This is a genomic window from Mesomycoplasma sp., assembly GCF_056854695.1.
In genome coordinates, this window is record NZ_JBXGGF010000004.1 from 47,875 (window position 1) to 68,226 (window position 20,352).

The 20,352-nt window shown below is 28.2% G+C and carries 17 protein-coding genes; 7 read left to right on the forward strand and 10 right to left on the reverse strand.

The features are described 5' to 3' along the window. Positions 1-262 precede the first annotated feature (262 nt). The 7 genes from ACJHWB_RS00900 (at position 263) to ACJHWB_RS00930 (ending at position 11,547) form a co-directional block, all read left to right on the forward strand. Positions 263-3,112, forward strand: coding sequence for an OppA family ABC transporter substrate-binding lipoprotein (locus ACJHWB_RS00900; RefSeq protein WP_483132642.1), 2,850 nt, complete (start codon positions 263-265; stop codon positions 3,110-3,112). Next, the gene (locus ACJHWB_RS00905) at positions 3,112-4,161 is read left to right on the forward strand and encodes an ABC transporter permease (RefSeq protein ID WP_483132643.1); all 1,050 of its coding nucleotides are present in this window, start codon (positions 3,112-3,114) and stop codon (positions 4,159-4,161) included. Before ACJHWB_RS00900 ends, ACJHWB_RS00905 begins: the two co-directional genes overlap by 1 nt. Further along, the gene (locus ACJHWB_RS00910; RefSeq protein WP_483132644.1) at positions 4,154-5,311 is read left to right on the forward strand and encodes an ABC transporter permease; all 1,158 of its coding nucleotides are present in this window, start codon (positions 4,154-4,156) and stop codon (positions 5,309-5,311) included. Before ACJHWB_RS00905 ends, ACJHWB_RS00910 begins: the two co-directional genes overlap by 8 nt. Beyond that, positions 5,311-6,348 (forward strand): ABC transporter ATP-binding protein, encoded by a 1,038-nt coding sequence (locus ACJHWB_RS00915; RefSeq protein WP_483132645.1) that lies wholly within the window; start codon positions 5,311-5,313, stop codon positions 6,346-6,348. Before ACJHWB_RS00910 ends, ACJHWB_RS00915 begins: the two co-directional genes overlap by 1 nt. Next, positions 6,348-8,669: an ATP-binding cassette domain-containing protein gene (locus tag ACJHWB_RS00920; RefSeq protein ID WP_483132646.1), complete on the forward strand. Its 2,322-nt coding sequence runs from the start codon at positions 6,348-6,350 to the stop codon at positions 8,667-8,669. Before ACJHWB_RS00915 ends, ACJHWB_RS00920 begins: the two co-directional genes overlap by 1 nt. Next, a complete protein-coding gene (locus ACJHWB_RS00925) occupies positions 8,662-9,081 on the forward strand; it encodes a DUF3899 domain-containing protein (protein ID WP_483132720.1) in 420 nt (139 codons plus the stop codon). Before ACJHWB_RS00920 ends, ACJHWB_RS00925 begins: the two co-directional genes overlap by 8 nt. A 201-nt stretch (positions 9,082-9,282) precedes the next feature. After that, positions 9,283-11,547 (forward strand): MIP family Ig-specific serine endopeptidase, encoded by a 2,265-nt coding sequence (locus tag ACJHWB_RS00930; RefSeq protein WP_483132647.1) that lies wholly within the window; start codon positions 9,283-9,285, stop codon positions 11,545-11,547. Positions 11,548-11,624: 77 nt separating this feature from the next. Here ACJHWB_RS00930 and gatB read toward each other — a convergent pair whose 3' ends face one another. The 10 genes from gatB to ACJHWB_RS00980 all read right to left on the reverse strand — a co-directional run bounded on the left by gatB (position 11,625) and on the right by ACJHWB_RS00980 (position 20,343). After that, positions 11,625-13,031 carry an Asp-tRNA(Asn)/Glu-tRNA(Gln) amidotransferase subunit GatB gene (gatB, locus tag ACJHWB_RS00935; RefSeq protein WP_483132648.1) on the reverse strand — a complete coding sequence of 469 codons (1,407 nt, stop codon included), beginning with the start codon at positions 13,029-13,031 and terminating at the stop codon, positions 11,625-11,627. After that, positions 13,024-14,340 carry an amidase family protein gene (locus tag ACJHWB_RS00940; protein ID WP_483132649.1) on the reverse strand — a complete coding sequence of 439 codons (1,317 nt, stop codon included), beginning with the start codon at positions 14,338-14,340 and terminating at the stop codon, positions 13,024-13,026. The genes gatB and ACJHWB_RS00940 overlap by 8 nt, the downstream gene beginning before the upstream one ends. Further along, positions 14,333-14,626, reverse strand: coding sequence for a glutamyl-tRNA amidotransferase (locus ACJHWB_RS00945; protein ID WP_483132650.1), 294 nt, complete (start codon positions 14,624-14,626; stop codon positions 14,333-14,335). The genes ACJHWB_RS00940 and ACJHWB_RS00945 overlap by 8 nt, the downstream gene beginning before the upstream one ends. After that, complete coding sequence (locus tag ACJHWB_RS00950; protein WP_483132651.1) at positions 14,619-15,482, reverse strand: pseudouridine synthase family protein; 864 nt, start codon at positions 15,480-15,482, stop codon at positions 14,619-14,621. Before ACJHWB_RS00950 ends, ACJHWB_RS00945 begins: the two co-directional genes overlap by 8 nt. Before the next feature lie 3 nt (positions 15,483-15,485). Then, positions 15,486-16,349 carry a class II fructose-1,6-bisphosphate aldolase gene (gene fba, locus ACJHWB_RS00955; RefSeq protein ID WP_483132652.1) on the reverse strand — a complete coding sequence of 288 codons (864 nt, stop codon included), beginning with the start codon at positions 16,347-16,349 and terminating at the stop codon, positions 15,486-15,488. Between the two features lie 24 nt (positions 16,350-16,373). Beyond that, positions 16,374-16,616, reverse strand: a complete 243-nt coding sequence (gene rpoE, locus ACJHWB_RS00960; RefSeq protein ID WP_483132653.1) for a DNA-directed RNA polymerase subunit delta — start codon at positions 16,614-16,616, stop codon at positions 16,374-16,376. A gap of 4 nt (positions 16,617-16,620) precedes the next feature. Continuing rightward, positions 16,621-18,225, reverse strand: coding sequence for an arginine--tRNA ligase (gene argS, locus ACJHWB_RS00965; protein ID WP_483132654.1), 1,605 nt, complete (start codon positions 18,223-18,225; stop codon positions 16,621-16,623). After that, positions 18,215-18,931: a nucleotide exchange factor GrpE gene (locus tag ACJHWB_RS00970; RefSeq protein WP_483132655.1), complete on the reverse strand. Its 717-nt coding sequence runs from the start codon at positions 18,929-18,931 to the stop codon at positions 18,215-18,217. Before ACJHWB_RS00970 ends, argS begins: the two co-directional genes overlap by 11 nt. Before the next feature lies 1 nt (position 18,932). Beyond that, entirely contained in the window at positions 18,933-19,934 is a 1,002-nt protein-coding gene (locus tag ACJHWB_RS00975; protein ID WP_483132656.1) for a heat-inducible transcriptional repressor HrcA, read from the reverse strand. A 79-nt stretch (positions 19,935-20,013) separates the two neighbouring features. Then, the gene (locus ACJHWB_RS00980; RefSeq protein ID WP_483132657.1) at positions 20,014-20,343 is read right to left on the reverse strand and encodes a thioredoxin family protein; all 330 of its coding nucleotides are present in this window, start codon (positions 20,341-20,343) and stop codon (positions 20,014-20,016) included. Positions 20,344-20,352 lie beyond the last annotated feature (9 nt).

Below are 20,352 nucleotides of genomic sequence, written 5' to 3' on the forward strand. Positions count from 1 at the left end.
TTATTTTGATATTTTTAAATTTTCTTTTTCTTAAAATTTAAAAATATGTTACAATTCTCACATATGCAAAAATTAATTATCGTATGAAATATAAAGCACTCTAGAATTATTAATAATGATTCTATGCATTTTTCTATTTCGTATTAGTAGTTTTTGGATATAATTTAAATTAAATTAAATTAAATAATTAATAAAAATAATGAAAAGCAAAACTACTATTTATAAAAAAAATAGTAGTTTTTTTTTTAAAAAAGGTAATAAAATGAAAAAAAAGTTTTTTATTCCAATATTAGCTAGTGTTGCAACAATTCCCGCAATTGTTTCTTGTGGGGTTCAACCAGCTTGGCAAAAAGGCGAATATTTTGTAAATATTAACTCAACCACAGCATCTCCACGTGCTTTTGGGAGTTTGTATAACAATTTTAGTGGTCCTAGCGCAATTGAAGATTACTTAACTAGTTCATACTTAATTCAAACAATGTATGAAGATGAACTAGATATTGAATCTAATGGAATTAAACCAGAAGATCAAGGTAAAAAAGATAAGTCTTTTAGCTATGAAATTAAACATCCAAGCTATAAATACTTATCTTTTGTTAATGCAAAAGCAATTTTAATCGTTGACAAGGATGGTAATGAATTTGTTTTTGACAATGATAAACATGAAAAAGGTAGATTGCCACAAGGGCAAGTTTCACCATCTCTTAACATAAATTTAACATCTGATGATCCACATAGTATTAATAGTCCAACTTTTGGTGCAAAATTAGATCAAGCTGTTAAAGTACAAATGTTTTTAAAAGATGATGTTTATTGGGTTAATAGCAAAGGAAACCAAACTAAATATAAACTAAAACCACGTGATTATTGGTATGGTTTTAAGTGACAACGTCTTGGATATGTAAACTATCGTAATGACCACGGTGGTGGTGATGAAGTTGATGCAAAAGCTAAAGAAAATATCCCAAATTATGACCCTAAAGCTGATTATTTAGGTTCTGAAATTAACAACCTTTACCTTCTACAACTTTTTGGTTTTGATACTCAAGATTTTGACAATGAACACAAGTATATTCAAGAATATACTGGACCAAATGCTGAATTAAAAAATCAAGAAGCTATTACATTTTCACTTGCTAAAAGTGCAACTAAATCATTTTTTAAAGGATTTTTTAGAAAAATTGTTATTCCAGGAATTTTTAGACCTTTACCAAGTGATTTTATAGATGATCGAACTGCCAAAATTAGTAAAATAGTTAATGGTAAAAAAGTAGGTCCATATGGTGAAACAGGTGATGCTTTGCAATTTGGTATTTACTGATATGGACAAACTTTTGATAAAGATATGCTTTATAACTCACCATATATCCAAACTCGTTGGGACTTGCACCACAGAAACTGGGAAATTAATAAATATTATCCAAGAACTGGTTGAAAAGATTCAATTAATTATCACTATAATACTATTAACTTTTTATATACAAAATATAGTAGTCCTGAAGCTTTTGCAAATTCACAGTTTAACTCATATAAAGAGGGAACAATCCCTATGTTGTCTTATAACATCATCAATGATAGTCAAAAAAATCTAGTTGCACAAGACAAAAACAAATATGGTTGAAAATTATCAAGAGTTGAAACTAAAAATAGTATTTTAAAATCTTATTTTAACTTGTTGGTTCCAGGTTCAATTAAACAAAATTTTGTTCCTCAACCAGGTGTTGTTTTTGATGAAAACTACTATGCCTTCAATGATAACTATGCCAAACTAGCTTATGGGGTTTCTCGAAAAGAACTTGCTACTGGTGGAGCACAGATTGTTGATTATTTGACTTCAGGTATTGGTCTAACTTTTAGACAAATTATTGCAAATGCTTGAAATTTATACACAACTCAACAATCAGCATCTCCAATTGCTGAGCCTTGATATAACTTTTTAGCCCCTGATAACCATATCAAATTTAATGCGGATTCTAAACGTCCAAGAGATTTTTATGATGAAGCTAACACTATTAATTTAGTTGATCCTAGTGGTGAAATTTTCTATACTAAAAATCTAGAAAGTGAAAGACAGCAAAACTTTAATAATGTCAACAATTCATCAAAACAATTTGAAGCTCCTAATTATGAAGTTCTCAAAGCAGAGATGAAGAAAATTCTAGATAAATTTTACAAAGACAATAATTTACCAGCTGATGCTAAAGTTGAATGAACCAATCATAGTTGATATGTTAATACAAATTCAAACTGAATTGCTGCGCTAGAAAAAGCACAAAAAGCGATTAATGGTCTAGATCCACGTTTAAATATGAAACTGCTATGACCAATCACTGACTTAAAACAACGTATTAATTACATTAGATATGGAGTTGGTCATCTAAGCTATAGTTGATGAAGTTATGACTATGATGGTATAGGAACTGCTTTTGACGGCCGGGTGCAAGCAAAAGGTGTTCCATATGCAATCTTGTCTTCTATTTATGATAGAGGTGAGAATTCACAAATTGCTAAATCATACCCACTTTTATACAAATATGCAAAAGCAGCCAAAGAATTTTTTGATCCTTTTGCTAAAAAAGGTGTGATTAGATCTTTTGAGGATTGAAAAAATGCTCCAAATGCCTATGATTTTGGAGCTGATAAACAACAAGGAAACCCTAATTTAACACAATACTTTTTAGGTAGTGTTGTTGATGCACAAGTTCCAGTTGATCCAAACAAACCTGATGGACCTAAAAAAACTGTTAAAGTTTACAAGAGTTTTGTTGACCAAATTAATGAAAAAGCTAAAACTGATGCTGACAAAGTTGATTTTGACTTTGGAGCAGAATCTGCTATTTTTAATCTTGGTTATCAAGAAAATGCTGCAAACAGTGAAGAAGATTTAGTAAAATTAAGTGCTGAACTTAGTTCGTTCTTAACTTTTGGGCTCAATGATTTAATCGCAATTAGTTCATCCACACCAAGTGTTACTTTAAGAAACCCAAATATTAGCATACCTTATGTAGATGAATACGGAGATTTTACACCAATTGATATGGTTGTGATTAAACCATTTTACAAAACTGCTAGTAAAATAAACACTACAATTAATAAAGGAGATCAAAAATAATGCCCTGGAAATATTTATTTAAAAGATTATTCTTAGCTCTTATTACTTTTATTGCTATTTATATAATTGTCTATCTTTTAATAGCTAGTTTTTCGCCGAATCCTTTTGATGATGTAAAAGGAAGTACATCTCAAAGAGGTGATGAGGTTGCAAAAATCGCCAAACTAAAAGAGCAATTCGGATTTAATTTAAGCCCTGTAGCTCGTCTTTGAAATTATACTAAAGATGTTTTTCATGGTAATTTTGGTCCAATTTACAAAAATAGTTCAAATGACAATAATGCAATACCTAACTTATTTTTTGGTCCACTTCGTTACACTATTTTAGTTTCTTTACCATCATTTTTAATTAGTTCAATTGTTGGTATCATTTTAGGGACTATCGCCGCTTATCGCCGTGACCGACTAGAAGATGCAGCAATTACTGGATTTTCAACATTTTTTGTTGCTATTCCTAGTTTTGTGTTAGCTCCCTTTGTAATTATTATTGCAATTAAATTAGGACTTCCATTTGAATTTAAAGACCCATCGATTTATGGAGTTGGTGTTACAGCTGCTTCATTAATTCCACCAATTTTTGTTTTTTCTATAACATCAATTGCAGGTTATGTTTTCTTAGTAAGAAATCAAATTATTACCGTTTTATCTTCAGATTATGTTTTAATTGCAAAAGCTAAAGGTCTTTCCCGTAGTCAAATTTTCTTTAAATATGTTTTAAGAAATGCAGCAATTCCTTTAGTTCGTTCTTTAATCTTTTCTTATATTATTCTTCTTTCAGGTTCAATTGTTTTAGAACAATTCTTTAGAATACCTGGTTCTTCATCTATCTTAGTAAATGCTGCTTTTGATGGTGAAGTAAATATTTCAATGTTTTCAATTATATTCTTTACTTCTTTATCATTAATTGTTGACATCATTGGTGATTTAGCCTATGTTTTCATGGATCCAAGAATTACTTTTGGAACCAGTTCATCAACTGACTACTTAGTGCGCTTTAAAAACTGACAAGCACGTAAAAAAGAAATTAAAAAAGGAGTAAAAAATGTTTAATGCCCAAGAATTTAATCAAAAATATCGACTGAATTCTGATCAAATAAAATTACTAAAACGTGTTGATGTTCATAATGAAACCCATCAAATGACAGGTAAGATTGTTGTTTTATGAAAAGACACAATTAAAAAATTTTTTAAATCACCAATTTCAGTGCTTTCAACAATTTTATTAATAATTATCTTATTAATTGCAATTTTTACAGCATTACTTAGTCCTTATAGCACCTCTAAACCTATTTCAAATGCTGATACTTCTCTTGTTTTTGAACAACTTCCAAGTGGATATGGTATTATTCACACTAATATTTCTAGTGACTTGCTTGCTAAAATTCGTGAAATTGAAAACACAAAACATGTTCAATTAATTTATGGACCAACAAGTGAAATCTTTCCAACTCGTTGGTCTGTCAACATCAATCCTTACCAAATTATGTCAGTTTTAGACGGTGGGAAAAAATTTATTAGTATTGTTGGAACAGATCAATTTGGTCGTGATATTTGATTGCGTACTTGAATTGGAACTCTAAATGCTTTAGGAATCGCGGTTGCTATTGCTTTAATTCAATTTATAATCGGAGTTATTTTAGGAACTTATCTTGGTTTTCACATTGGAACTTGAATTGACAACATTGTGCTTCGAATTATAGATATTTTTGGTTCAATTCCTTGAATCGTTATCTTCATCATTTTTATTGCAATTTGAGGCCCATATACAGCAACTATTGTGCTTCTATTATCACTAACAGGATGAACAGGGCCAACCTATCAAGCTCGTTTATATACAGTTATTGTCAAAGATGAAGAATATATTTATGCAGCCAAAGTTATTGGAGCATCTAAAATAAGACAAATTTATTTCCACATCTTGCCAAATATTTTAGGTAAGTTGCTTTCAACTTTTGTTGGAAGTATCTTCAGTTCCATTTCAACTATTGCATCATTAGCATTTTTAGGATTTTTACGTGAGCAAGTAGACTCATCTGCAAACCTTGGTTTAATTATTAACTCAGCAGTTTCACTTGCAGAACGAAATGTTTGAGCACTTTTATTCCCAGCAAGTATTTTGGTTGTTTTAGCTGTAACATCTAGATTTATTGCTAACGGAATTCACGATGCCTTAGATCCAAGAGTAGGAGGACGTCGCTAATGGAAAACAAAGTTTTAGCTGTTAAAAACTTACGTGTAAGTTTTAAAACAGGACGTAAAGATTTTATTGAAATCATCCGGGGAGTTGATATTAGTATTTATCCTGGACAAATTGTAGCTTTTGTTGGTGAATCAGGTTCTGGAAAATCAGTAACTTCTAAGTCTTTACTTGGAATCAACAACTTTGCTAAAGTAACTGCTGATCAAATGGAAATTGCTGGTATCGATGTTCGTGATTTCAAAAAAGATCATCAATGACGTAGAATACGAGGAAAAAAGATAGGTTATATTCCACAAGATCCATTAGTTGCTTTAAACCCAACAAGAACTATTGGAAAACAACTTTTAGATGCTATTAAAAAAGATAGTCGTTTTAAAACTAAAAAAGAGAAAAAAGAGTTCTTAATTTCTTTACTTGAAACTTTTGGTTTTGAACATGCTCGAGACAGATTTGATGCTTATCCTCACACACTTTCAGGAGGAATGAAACAAAGAGTTGTTATTGCAATGGTTGTTGCAGCTCAACCAGAAATTATTATTGCTGATGAACCAACAACAGCGCTTGATCCAACTGTGCAATCATCAGTGCTTGCCTTGCTTAACGATATCCGTAATAAGTATAATGTTTCTATTATTTTTATTTCTCACAATATTTCTATTGTGGCGAAATTCTGTGATTACATTTATGTAATGTATGCTGGAAAAGTTATTGAACGTGGAACCCGTTCTGATATTTTCACAGATCCAAGACATCCATATACTTGAGCATTAATTTCCGCTATTCCTGAAGCAACCAATCAAGGTGATTTATATACAATTAGTGGTAACCCACCAGATATGAAAAACTTAACTTCAGGTGACCCTTTTGCTGCAAGGAATGACTATGCTTTACAGCTTGATTTTGAAAAAGAACCACCACTTATTCCAATTAGCAAAACTCACTCAGCTGCAACCTGGTTATTGCACCCTGATGCTCCAAAAGTTGAGTTAAATGAAGAACTTAAAACAAGAATTAAATTATTTAAAGAGGTACTGTAATGTCTACAATTTTGCAAGCTAAAAAATTAGAAAAATACTTTGCAAACAAATTTGGTGTTGTAAAAGCTGTTGATGGTATTAACTTAGAATTAAAGCAAGGTGAAGTTTTAGGTCTTATTGGTGAATCAGGTTCTGGAAAAACAACAATTGGACGTTGCTTGGTTCGATTATATGAAAATTATGGTGGTCAAACACGTCTTTTAGATCAAATTATTTCAGGAAAAAAATTATCAAAAAAACAAAATTTATTTTTGCGTCGCAATATGCAAATGATTTTTCAAGATCCTTATTCATCACTTAACGGTCAGAAAAATATTTATTCCATTTTGCGTGAAACACTAGTAATTAATGGAATTTTAAAGATGAAAGTTTTAGATATTTTTTCAGATTGAAAAAATGTAACTTTTCACTTTAAAAGATCTCTTGAACGCAAATATTTAGAAGTTCAACTTTCAAATCTTGAAGCAACAGTTGAAAATTTTGCAAATTTTCTTAATGAATGAAATGAAAAATTTGAAAAAATAAGCACTCCAGATTCATTTGAAAATAAGCAAGAAGTTAGAGATTTTTTCAATTCATACTTTTTATATCTTGAAAAAAAACAAAAAGTTTTAACTTCATATTACAATAATAGTTATAAAAACATAGGTGCTCTTTATAATTATTATTTTGACATTAAAGACAAATATCGTAAAAAAGAACAAAGTGAAATTGAATTTAATTATCGTCAAGCTGCTGAAAAAGTGAATGAATTTGAAAATAAAATTGCAAAACAAAAAGCATTGTTCTTAATTGAAGATAATATAAATCAAATCGCTAGAGTTAAAAAAATTGATGCAATAACTGACGCTTATAGAAGTCAAAAAAATTTATTTAATTCATATCGGATGGAATGAAAATATGAGTATAAAATTGCAAAAAACAATACTTTTGCTTCAAAAGATTTGCAATCATATTCACATTATCAAAAAGAAGCAATTATTATTAAGTTGATTAACAAAAAGTTAATGAAATACTTTAATAAACTAACTTTTAAACATCTTTTTACATATTTGTCAATATCTCAAATTGAAGATTTATTTTCAGAATTAGCGAATTTTAAAAATAAATTAACTTCAAGATACTCTAATATATTGTTAGTGAATTATAAAAATAGCAATGAAACCAATAATAAACAATTTACCGATACAATTAAAAAAGAGTTAGAAGAATTTGATTTTAATAAATATCAAGCTTTCGCTAATAAAAAAAGATATGAATTTTATTCACAAGTTTATGATAGATCAATTTTTTTCATTAGTAAAAAAATTGTTAAAAACAAAAACAGAATTGATGTAACTTCTGAACAAATTCAGCAATTAAAAAATCTAAAATCAGATTTAGAAAAAAAACAAGCAATTTATAACGAAGATAAAGCAGCTTTTATTAGTGATTATGAAAATTGAAAAAAAGAAATTGAAGATAAAATTAAACAATTAGCAATTAACTTTCAAGAGTATTGAAAAAAAATAGAAATTTTAGACACAAAAGCTTATACATTGCACAAACAGTTTGCAAATTTAACTAAAAGTAAATTTTTAGAAATCTTTAATATTTCTAACACTAAATTTTATGAAAAAGTAAATGCAATTAAATCTTCACACATTGAAAGAACAAACTTGAAAAAAGTCTATAAAAAAATAGAACTTTTTTATGGTATAAAGCAAGTTCCAAAAATTTTTTATTTAAAATTTAAACAAATTATTAAAAAATTTATCTTAGATGAATTAATTTATGAAGCTTTAGAAAATGTTGGTCTTTTAAGATCCTTTGCTTACCGTTATCCACATGAATTTTCTGGTGGACAACGTCAAAGAATTGCAATTGCAAGAGCCTTAATTGTTGAGCCTAAAATTATTATTGCAGATGAACCTATTGCCTCTTTAGATATTTCTATTCAGGCTCAAATAATTAACTTATTAAAAAGATTGGTTAAAGAAAAAAACTTATCTTTAATTTTTATTGCCCATGATTTATCAGTTGTTGAGCATTTAGCTGACAAAGTTATAATTTTGCATGCTGGAAAAATAGTGGAAAAAGGTAATGTAAAACAAATTTATGAAAACCCTATCCACCCTTATACAATTAACTTGTTAAATTCTGTTCCAAAAATTTCAAATGCTCACATCCCTTTTAAACCTATAGTTTTTGAAAATCAATACTTGCAAGAGCAAAAACATCCAAATGTAATTATTGAACAAAAAGTGGACAACAAAGACCATTATATTTATGGAACAGAAATGCAAATTAGAAAATGATTGCACTCTAGAAAAAATGTCTAAGTTAGCTAGTTTTTATAAAAAAAAAATTTTAAGAGAATTTAATGCAATATCTTTTTTTATTATTGGATTTTGATTTGTATTTTTTTTAATCTTATTTCTTTTATTGTATTTTTTAAAAAAAGAATCTTGATATAATGGAATATCCACTATTTCACTTTTTATGATTGCTATTAGTATTTTAGCAACTGTAATTCGAGCTGGTTTTTTTAGTTCATATACTTTAACCTACAATAATTGAAAAATTCAAAACAATAATGCCAAATTAAAAAAAGCAGGTTCAAATGAAATTAATAAAAAAATGAGTTTACAAGATTTATCTAATAAACGAGCAAAAAAAACTTTAATTCCAATTTTATTAGGATACATAGTTGGTTTTCTTTTATTAGCTATTAGTTTACCTTTTGCTTTATAAATAAAACCCAAATTTTAAAAACAAAAAACACATTTATTGTAAAAGATATTTGTGTTTTTTTTATAAAATGCAAAAATCAAGATATAAAAAATAATTTTGAATTTATAATATTAGTTCTAAGTAAAGAAAATTATTACTTATAATTCAAAAATAGTTTTCTTTAATTATAATTTATTTAAATTAAACAAATGTGGTGTTATTATGATTAAGAAAAAAACACTTTTTACTACAGGAATTAATATTGCTGCTTCAGTAGGTGTAGTAGCAATTGCAACTTCCTGCGGCACTCCTACACAAACAGAAAAAACAAATAGTTTAGATGTTTCTTTGATTTCAAAAGAACTAAATTTAACTAATAATAATTATAGTTTGGAATTAAATGTTGGTTCTGATAATTCTAACAAATATGTTGATGTGCATGTTAGTCCATCTCCTAGTGAACCAGATACAGCATCAGACAAAGTATTAATTGATAATAATGGAATTGCAACAGTTTTATTTTCAGAACAACCATTAGAATCAAATGAAACATACTATATTACACAAGTTAATATTTACAATAATGAAGATGATATAAAACCTTCTATAGTTCAAGATTATCCATTTAGCGATTCTGAAAATTTAGAGTTTACGACCTTGGGATCAGATGCTGAAATTACTAGAAATCCAGATGAAGAAGGGAGCAAAAACACCTCTTCAATCCCAACACAAAATAAAAATAAAGATAAGGGTAATCCTTCAACAACACAAAAAAATGATAAAAAAGATATTTCTTCAACAACAAGAGAAAATGATAAAAAAGAAAACTCTTCAGAAATAGAAAGAGACGACAAAAAAGAAGATTCACAAGCAAAAGAAAATGCTAGTCAAAGGGAAGATTCTCAACTAAAAGAAAACAATAATACAAACGAAAATCCTTCAATTTCTGTAAAAGTGGAAAATACAGAACACTCTAAAAATTCAACCCCAATTCAGGGTGATAACTTTCCTGGTATGTTAGATCCATCAGCGCTAACTGCTTTCCTTAATAAAATCAATGAAGCAAAAAAACAAAAAGAAGAAAATCGACCTCGTTCCAAGGAAGTAACTGAACTAAAAATAACAGAAGATAAAGCATACGAAAAAATTAAGGATCGTTCATTTGCAATTGGGTTTAATAGTGTGGATTATACAATAGATCCAGGAACACATGAAACAAATACATCTGTGGTTCCTTTTATACCCACAGGAACAGGATGATTATTAGATTATGCTTGAAAAAACGGCCAAAACCAAGCAGACGAACTCATGCTTTATATAGCAACTAATGCCCATGTTTATGCTCGTGCATTTAATGCTATGGAGTCAAAATTTAAAAACAATTTTCCAGAATATTTTGCAGAAGAATCACAAAAAAATGCTAGAGTTGATAGTTTTGCATTAGCTGTTCCTCAGAAAGATGCTGATTTAAAGGCTATTCCATCAGGTTCTAGTTATGAAAAACAAAATAATTTAACCTGGTTTGTAAATACATCAGATTCAGCTTTATTTAGTTCAGATAGAAGTAACAAGGATTTGCATTTTGTAGATAAGGATTTATTTTCAAATCCTAGAACTGTTTTTGTTGCTTTAAATATTTTTGATTCAGCTGACAATAGCAAACTTGTAGATCAGTATAATAATAACGCTCAACGCAAATATATTGGAAAAGATTTTGCTGTTTTTGGTGTTAAAGTTAATTACAAAAAATTAATGGAAGAAGCAAAGCATAATAATGCACTTGAATTACTACTTGATCACATAAAGAAAGCTATGAAGTCGATTGGTACCGATGTTCAAACATTTAAAAATGATAAATATCTCAATCACGATCCACAAGATGTTCCTTATCTAAGTTTTGATTACCCTTCTGCATGAAGTGATAAAGAGAAAGGCATTACTTTAAATGCAAACACTTCATTAAATATAGAAAGAGCTTACATTTTAGGTTTTCCAAGTATTTCTGGAAGACAAATGTTGTGAAGAAACTATCCATCTAATTCAAGTATTCCTCGAGATGTTTTTAACGGGCTCAGTTTCACCAAAGGGCTTCCTATTAACCAACCTTTAGATGAGCATACTCAAGCTAGTGGATTTGGTTTTAATGCTAATGTTGATTATAGCAGTCTTTCATACGGTGCTTCAGGATCTATGGTTGTAAATGAATATGGGTTACCAATAGGAATTTATTCAACTGTTTCTATTGCTAGAAATAATACAGGAGATAGTGAAACAAATACAAGTAATAAAGGTGGTTTCACCTTTTTGGTGCAAGTTCATGATGATCCTGAAAAAGGTCCTGCACACAATTTAATTGATGGTACTGATAGTCACAAATTTCCTAAACAACAAAAATCATATCGACAAAATTTAAGATATTTAACAAATAATAATTCATCTGATTTTAAAGATTTTGGGAAAACCGCGTTATTCCCTTCTGGTGTTTAATAATTTATAAAATAATGTATATAAAAAAAGTTTTAAAAACAAAAACACCCAAATGGGTGTTTTTGTTTATGACAATATTAGTGATTAATTTTTTCCAATAATATACTATTTACTATTTTGGGATCAGCATTTCCCTTGCTAACTTGCATAACTTTTCCTGTTAAAAACTTGAGTAATCTATCTTTATTATCTTTGTTTTTTTCAATTTGGTTTGCTTCACTTTTAAACAAACTATCTATAATTTCTATAATTTGTTCTTTGTTTAATTTAGAACCTGTAATTTCATAAAAAATTTTTTCAAAATCTTGATTTTCTATTTGTTTCATAGATACTATTTTTTTAGCATTACTAGAATTAATTTTTTCATTTTCAAGATTTTGAACTAATTTAGCAAAAAAAATAGAATCGATTTTTAATTCCTGTCAACCAGTTTTGTTGATAATTGGCATAATTTCAGCAAAAAATAACTTAACTGCTATATTTCAATTTTTTGGCTGACTACTTTCTAAAAAGTTTCAAATTTGAACACTATTTAAAATTTGTTCAATATAAAAATCAGTAATATTTTCTTGTTTTAATAAAGATTCAATTTCATTAGGGGTGGTTTTTTGCTCAACAGAATCTATAAATTCTTGATTAATTTCAATTAAAGGTATATTTGGTTCAGGGAAATATTTATAATCAATAGCATCTGTTTTTGAACGTAAAACCTTATTAGTTTGGCTTTGGTCATCAAAACGTTTTGTAACTTGTTGAGCAATTTTTCCCTGTTTATATATTTCGATTTGTTCTTGAATCTCTAACTCAGCTGCTTTTTTAATGTTAGAAATCGAATTAATATTTTTGATTTCCACCTTTGGATTGAAGCTTGTTTGACCTTTTTTGCGAACAGAGATATTTATATCTGCTCTCAAAGAACCATTTTCTAATTTAGCGTCAGAAATTTCTAAAAATAAAGCTAATTTACGAATATTGTCAACATAATCTGCAGCCATTTGAGCAGAATTAATTACCGGTCTTGTTACAATTTCGATTAGAGGAACCCCACACCTATTGTAATCTAAAAAACTTGAATTTTCAGTGTGAATTTGTTTTGCAGTATCTTCCTCAAGGTGAATGCGTTCTATTAAAATATTGTTAATTGTGTTATTTTCTCTGTTTTTAATAGTTAGTTTACCATTTCTACCTATGGGTTCGAATTGTTGTGTTATTTGAAAACCTTTTGGTAAGTCGGGGTAAAAATAATTTTTACGATCAAAAGCTAATACAGGTGCAATTTCCATTTTCAATGCTTTGGCTAGTGCAATAGCTTTTTTAACAGCATCTCCATTAACTTGTGGCAAGGTTCCCAAGTATCCTAAATCATATAAATTAAAAAGTGTGTTAGGTTCACCTTCTCCATTTGGAGATATTGAAAACATTTTTGATTTTGTGTTGAGTTCCAAGTGAATTTCAACACCAATAATTACTTCATAATTACTCATTTAATTCACCTATTTTTTTCTCTAAGTATAAACTAAAACTTAAAAGTTTTGCATCATTGTAAATTGCAGCATCAGCAGCTATATTAAATGGTAATCCTTCAAATTTACCCAGCGGGATACTGATAGAAGGGTTTCCAGTTAAGTTTGCAATTGTGAGAATAAAAGAAGTAATTTTATCTTCTTTTTCCTGTTTTTCACCTGAGACTTCAGGTGCGACACCATAAAATGGTGGAAATAAAATAATGTCATATTTTTCCAGCAAGCTATTATAGTAGTTTGCAATTAATCTTCTAACTTTTTTGGCTTTAAGAAAATATTTGTCTTGATTTTCTTGTTCCAAAAAGTAAGAACCTCAAATCAAACGTTTTTGAAGCATAAAACCAAAACCGTCACTACGAGTTTTGAACAAAATATCTTGTCAACCTTCATTTTTAGGAGCATTCCCAAAAGTGATTCCATTAATGGCGGATAAATTACTAGTAGCTTCAGAATAAGAAATAATTCCATAAACAGTGTTGACAGCATTAAATAATTTTTTATCAGGTTCTATACTTTCAACATGAATACCATCTTTTTCAAGAGTTTGTTTTAATTCATCAATTTTGTTTGCAAGATACGGTTCTATTTCGTAATTAAAATTTAAAATTCCAATTTTTTTAGGTTTTAATTCTTGTATTGTTTCTAAAGGAACATTAACAGAAGTTAAATCCTTGGAGTCCTTCCCAAAAACTACTTTAGTAACTTCAATAGCATCATTAACATTATGGGTAAATCAACCAACAGTGTCTAGTGAGGTTCCATAAGAATATAATCCATAACGTGAAACAGCACCATATGAAGGTTTAAATCCAACAGAACCTACAAAACTTGCGGGTCTACGAACAGAATCGCCTGTATCACTAGCAATGGCGAAGTGAACATACTTGATTGTTGCAGCGCTTCCAGAAGATGAACCACCAACAATTTTGCTTGAATCTAAGGGATTATAAATTTCTCCAAAATGAGAATACAAACCTTTCCCTCCTAAACCCAACTCATCATTGTGAACTTTAATAATTGGTTGTGCTCCACTATTGATTAATTTTTCAAAAACAGTTGCATTGTATGAAGGAGAAAAATTAATTAAAGCATTTGAAGAAGCATGACTAATTCCTTCTTGTGTTGCAAAGTTACTTTTGATACTAAAAAATGAACCAGATAGAGGTCCTGTTTTAGTGTTTGTTTGTTCAAAAAAATAAGCTACTGAATTATTTTTATCACTTTTCAATTGCTCTTTAGCATGATTATAGTCAAGTTTGTGTTTAATCATTTATCACCTTTTTTATTACAATATTTTGATTTTGATTGTGAGTGGAATTTTTAAATAAAATTTCTCTATAATCAAGATGAACAGGCTCTGCAAAATTCAAATAATTTGAAGGCAAAATATTTTGATTAACTCTGTCCATTGGAGCAATATTTTCTGTATCAAATTGAAACAAAAATTCAATTTTGTGCTTCATTTTTTCGGCTTCATATAAAACTATTTTAATAACTTCTTCTTTGGGTCTGAAGTACAAATCTTTTGCTAGTTTTATTATTTTTTCTCTATTCATTTTCACTCCATCAAGTTGGTTTGTCTATAAATTCCTTATTGTTTAGGTAACTTAGCTTGTTTTCTAAACCTGTTAACTTTAGAAAATATGAATGTAAAAATAGGCGAGTTGCTTGTTTTCCACCATATTTTAAATCACCATAAATTGGAAAACCAAGATGTGCTAAAGTTAATCTAATTTGGTGTTTCTTACCCGTTTTTAATTGAGCTATTTTATTAATCTTATTTTTAAAGAAGATAGTAGTAGCTAAGGCGGATTTTTCACTATTTTTTTTGACTACTTCCATTTTTTGTTTAGCATTATTTTTGGCAATTCAAAGACTAATTTCTTTTTTATTTTCAAGATTAATGTCTGATTTAAAAGTGTATTGTTTTACAAAAAAATGTTGTTTTTTATACAACTCTTGGGCACTTTGGTAATTTTTCGCATACAAAACTATTCCAGAAGTTAATCTATCAAGTCGACCTATATGAGTTGGTAAAAATAAATCATTATTATTTACTTTCAAATATGTATTCACCATAGAATCTAAACTAAAATTATGACTATGCATTACAGTGTTTGTATTTTTGCTAACAACTAAAATATTTTCATCTTCATATATTGTTTTAAAATTTATTTTAATATTTTTTGTTGTTTGTGTTTTTAAAAGCAATTGGTCTTGAACTATAAAAAAACAAACTTTATCTTTTTCATAGACTAATTGTGTTTTTTTACCAACCTTACCATTAACTTTAATTTTTTTTAAACGAAATAGTTTTTCAATTTGGTTATAACTTTGATTTGCAAGTATTTTGCTAGCAAATTTTAAAAGAGACCTACCTTGTTGGTCTAAATTTACTTCGATACAAAACATTAATTAAGCTTTGTTGTCAGAACCAAAATCTTTAATTTTTTGTTCAACAACCGCTTGCATCGCCTTAATTCCAGGTGCTAAAAATTTTCTTGGATCAAAATTTTTACCTTTTTTAGACTCGCCTGAAAAGACAAATTCTTCAATTGCTGCAGCATTTGCTTGTTGCAACTCAGTATTAATATTAATTTTTGCTACACCTAATTTGATAGCTTTTTGAACTTGTTCAAGTGGAATTCCACTACCACCGTGTAAAACTAGTGGAATTTCTGTAGTTTTAGATAATTTCTCAATCACATCAAATGCAAGTGATTTCCAAGATGATGGGTATGGTCCATGAATATTTCCAATTCCAGCGGCTAGCATTGTAATCCCTGTTTTCTTTAAAGCTAAAGCTTGTTCTGGATCAGCAATTTCTCCATTACCAATAATTCCATCTTCTTCACCACCAATTGATCCTACCTCAGCTTCAACACTAACATTTTTTTGTTGTGCTAAGTTAACAATTTCCTGTGTATTAACTCTATTGGTTTCAAAGTCTTGGTGAGAACCATCATACATTACTGATGTATAACCTGCTTCAATAGCTTGTTTGCAAACTTCAAAGCTTCCATGGTCTAAGTGAAGTGCAACTGGAATATCGATTTTTAAGTAATCAATTAGATTGGTTACCAAGTTGTAAACAGTCTTTAAACCACCCATGTATTTTAATGCACCTTCTGATGTTGCAATAATTACAGGTGATTTTTGTGCTTGCGCCCCTAATAAAACAGCTTTAGTTCATTCTAGATTGTTAATATTAATATGTGGAACAGCATATCCGTTTTTTAGTGCGTGATTTAATATTGTTTTTGCGTTAACTAATTTCACATTAACTCCCTTTTTGTTTTATATTTATACTAAATCACTTCTAAGTGTTCAGATATTTTCGCCTAGAGGTGTAAAACTACCGTCAATTGTAAGCAATTTGTAAAGTTCACCACGCTTACGAATTAGAATTTGCTCAGCAGATTCATTTGGAAGTTGTCTTTCTCATTTCGGCATTAAACGTTTTTGAATTTCTAAAAAAATTTCATTAAAAGCAGCCTCTCGATGTTTTTTTAAAAATTCAATTGCAATACTAATAATTGTTTCCATATAATTAAATCCTTTCTTTGGCTTTAATACCCAATAAACTTAAGCCAATTTTGATAACAATATTTGTAGCTTTTACTAAAGAAAGCAAACTATCTTGATTAGGTGATTCAAGAATTTTGCAATTTGAATAAAAAGCATTAAAACTATTGGCTAAAGTTAATAGATATTTGTTCAATAAATTAATTTTGTAATTCTTACTAATTTTAGCAATTATTTCTTCAAATTCTTTTAAATCATTAATTAATTTTATTTCATAATCGCTATGAAAATCTACAATTTTATCAATATTAAAAATTGTTTTGTTTAAAAGTTGTTCGCTTCTTGCATGAGCATACTGAATTAAAAACAAAGGATTTTGCTCACTTAGATTGGAAACCTTATCAATATCAAACTCAATCAAACTATTTTCACTACGTTCAATCATAAAAAACCTTATTGCATCAACATCGACCCAATTTAAAAGTTCCTTAATTGTAAATGTAGAACCTTTACGTTTTGACATTTTAAATTCATTACCATTTTTTAACAGTTTAACAATTTGATAAAGTAACACATTTAATTTATCAGAAAAACCTAAAATTTTGAGGGCGGATTGAATACGATCTACATAACCTATGTGATCTGCACCCCAAACATTAATTAAAATATCAGGTTTAAAATTTGATTTAATTTTTTCTAAGTGATAAAAAATATCAGCACCAAAATATGTTAATTTACCATCTGATTTAATTAATACTCTATCTTTATCATCACCAAAATCACTCGTCTTCAATCAAAGAGCATTATCTTTTGTGTAAGTGTTGGGTAAGTTGGTAATAGTTTTTAAAAACAAAGTGTTTTTGTGTAAATCAGTTTCTGAAGAAAACTTATCAAAATAAATATTTAATTTAGCTAAATCATTCTTAATTTCTTTTAAAAATATAGATAAACTTTCCTGCTTAAATAAATTATATTGTTGTTCATTTATGGGTTGACTTGCAAATTGACTACCAAATTTTTCTCTAATTTGATTTGCAGCTCAAATTATATCTTCGCCTTTATAAGCATCTTCTGGCATTGGAAACTCAGGATTGAATATTTGTTGATAACGTGCAATAGTAGATTCTGCTAAACGATCTGTTTGAACACCAAAATCATTGATGTAGTATTCCTTAAAAACTTGATTACCACAAAATTTCATGACATTAGATAGAACATCACCAATTATAGCGCTTCTAAGGTGACCTAAATGTAAAAATCCTGTGGGGTTTGCGGAAACAAATTCAATATTAATTTTTTGATTTTGTTGTTGAGAACCATAAATTAACCCTTGCTTTATAATTTTTTTTACAATTTCTACAAACCCTTGATTAGAAATATAAAAATTAATAAAACCAGGAGCCGCTACTTCAATTTTTGTTGCATAAATTTCATTTTTATCTATAAAGTCAACAATTTTTTGTGCTAAATCCATTGAATTCATATTATTTTTTTTGGCAAAAATAAGAGCAGCAGTTGTTGAAAAATTTCCTAAATGCTTAGATTTAGAAACAATAATTTTATTTGAATCAAAAGTCAAATTTCGTGATTCAAAAGCCTTGATAACGGCATTTTTTATTTTATTTATCATTGCCGTTACCAACTACGACTAATGCAGGTTTTATCACACGATCATGAAGTTTGAAACCTATAGATTGTACTTTTAAAATATTGTCTTTTTTACCATTTTCTAATTGATAAATTTGTTGATTTTCAGGATTATAGATTTGATTAACTTCTGGTTCAATTTTGGTAATTCCAAAATTTTCCATTATTGTCTCTAGTTGCGTAAAAAGCATATTAAAACCTTTTACATAATTAGCCACGTTGGCATCGTTTGAATTACTTCCAAAATCAATAGCCATTTTTAAATTCAAAAAAGGTGATAAAAAATTTTCAAAAAAAGATTGAGAACCATAAAGTTTAAGATTTTTAGATTCTTGTTCAAATTTTTTATGTAGTTCTTTTTTTAATTCTTTAACTTTTTGATTTCCTTTTTCTTCGAAAGCTTGAATTTGTGATTTAAAATCATTTTCATAAGTTTTAATTTTGTCACGTAATTTAGAAATTTCTAATTCTAAATTTAGGTTTTTCGTTACCAAGTCGTTGTTAATTTTATTAATTAATTTTTTGTCAAGTTTTTTTTCACTTTTTTCATCTGCTGGTTGATCTACTTTTTTATTTTTTTTATTTATTTTTTCTTCATTTTTTACAGAAGAATCATTTGTATGATCTTCATTAAGGTTTTTATCCTTTTGTTCTTCGGTGTTTGTGTTGGTATTTTGGTCTAAAATCATATTATTTTTTGTCCTTTTTACTTAAAAAATCTTCTAGTAATTTCAAGCCAGTTCATGTGGCTGAATAATTTATTTTTTTAGTTGACCCAATGAGGCTAATTTCTTTAATAGATGAAGATTGAGGAAATTGTTTGGAAATAAACGAAGTTTCTTCTGAAGGTATACTAATTTTGATAGTTTCATCTTCACTTTCTGTGCTTTCATCCAAAATTTCTCAAATAGATTTTTGCTCAATTATATCTAAGAGTTCAACCAATTTGTTTCTAGAAATATCATTGTTTAAAATTAAAGAATTTTTGTTAAACACTTTAGAATGTGGTTTAATTTCAAAATTAAAAACATTTTGAATAAAATGTTGCAATAAATCTTCACTATGTTTAATTTGATTTTCTAAAACTGGTTTTAATATTTGAATAGCTTCTGAAATTTGACTAAGCGGCAAGGGGATAAGCCTATCTTGAAATAATTTAATGGCGATTTTAACATCCTCTTTTTTAATTGAGTTATCAAAATAAATAATTTTGTTTTCAACACTTCCATTTGATGTTATTAAAACCACAACTCCTGAATTATCATTGATAATTGTTAAATTTATTGACATTAATTTTTCAAAAATATCATTAGATTTAGTAATTAGGGCTGCTCCAGTCACTTCACTAATAATTTTTATAGCTTCATTAATTGTGTCATTTATATTTACTCGCCGTTTTGCAAAGATGTCTTTTAGTTTTTTTTCTAATTCTTGATTTCCATCATAACTTAGAAATTCGGCATAATACTTAAAACCTTGTAACGTTGGAACTCTCCCACTTGAATTGTGGTGTTTTTCTAAAAACCCATCTTTTTCAAGATTATTCATCATACTTCTTAAATGAGAAGAAGATTTATTAATTTTATAATTTTCTTTTAGGTTAGCAGATCCAACTGGTTGTCCAGTTTGAATAAAATGCTCCACTATTTGTTTTAAATAATTAGCTTTTTTATCATCCAATCTGTTTTTCATAACACATTAATTTTACCAAAAAAAATAAAAAAATGGCAATGAAAGCATTTAATTGCCATTTTTATTACATATTTGTTTTTTATTTTTCTAGTGCAGCATCAATATTTTTAATTAACATTTCTTTTGGTGCATATTCAAATTTTTTAAAAAGAATTTCACCATCTTTTAAAACTAAATGTGTTGGAACATATAAAACTTCAAAACGTGTTCCAGGTTTACGAAATAAACCAGCTTCTTCAGCGTTAACTTTAATTAATTTAACATCAATTCTATTTTTGTAATGCTCAGCAACTTGTTGATTAATAGGTTCTTGCATTTTGCAATCTCCACATCAATCAACAGCAAATTCTAAATAAACAACTCCAGTTTCAATTTCTTTTTGAGCATCTTCTCATTTTAATAATTTCATAATTTCTCC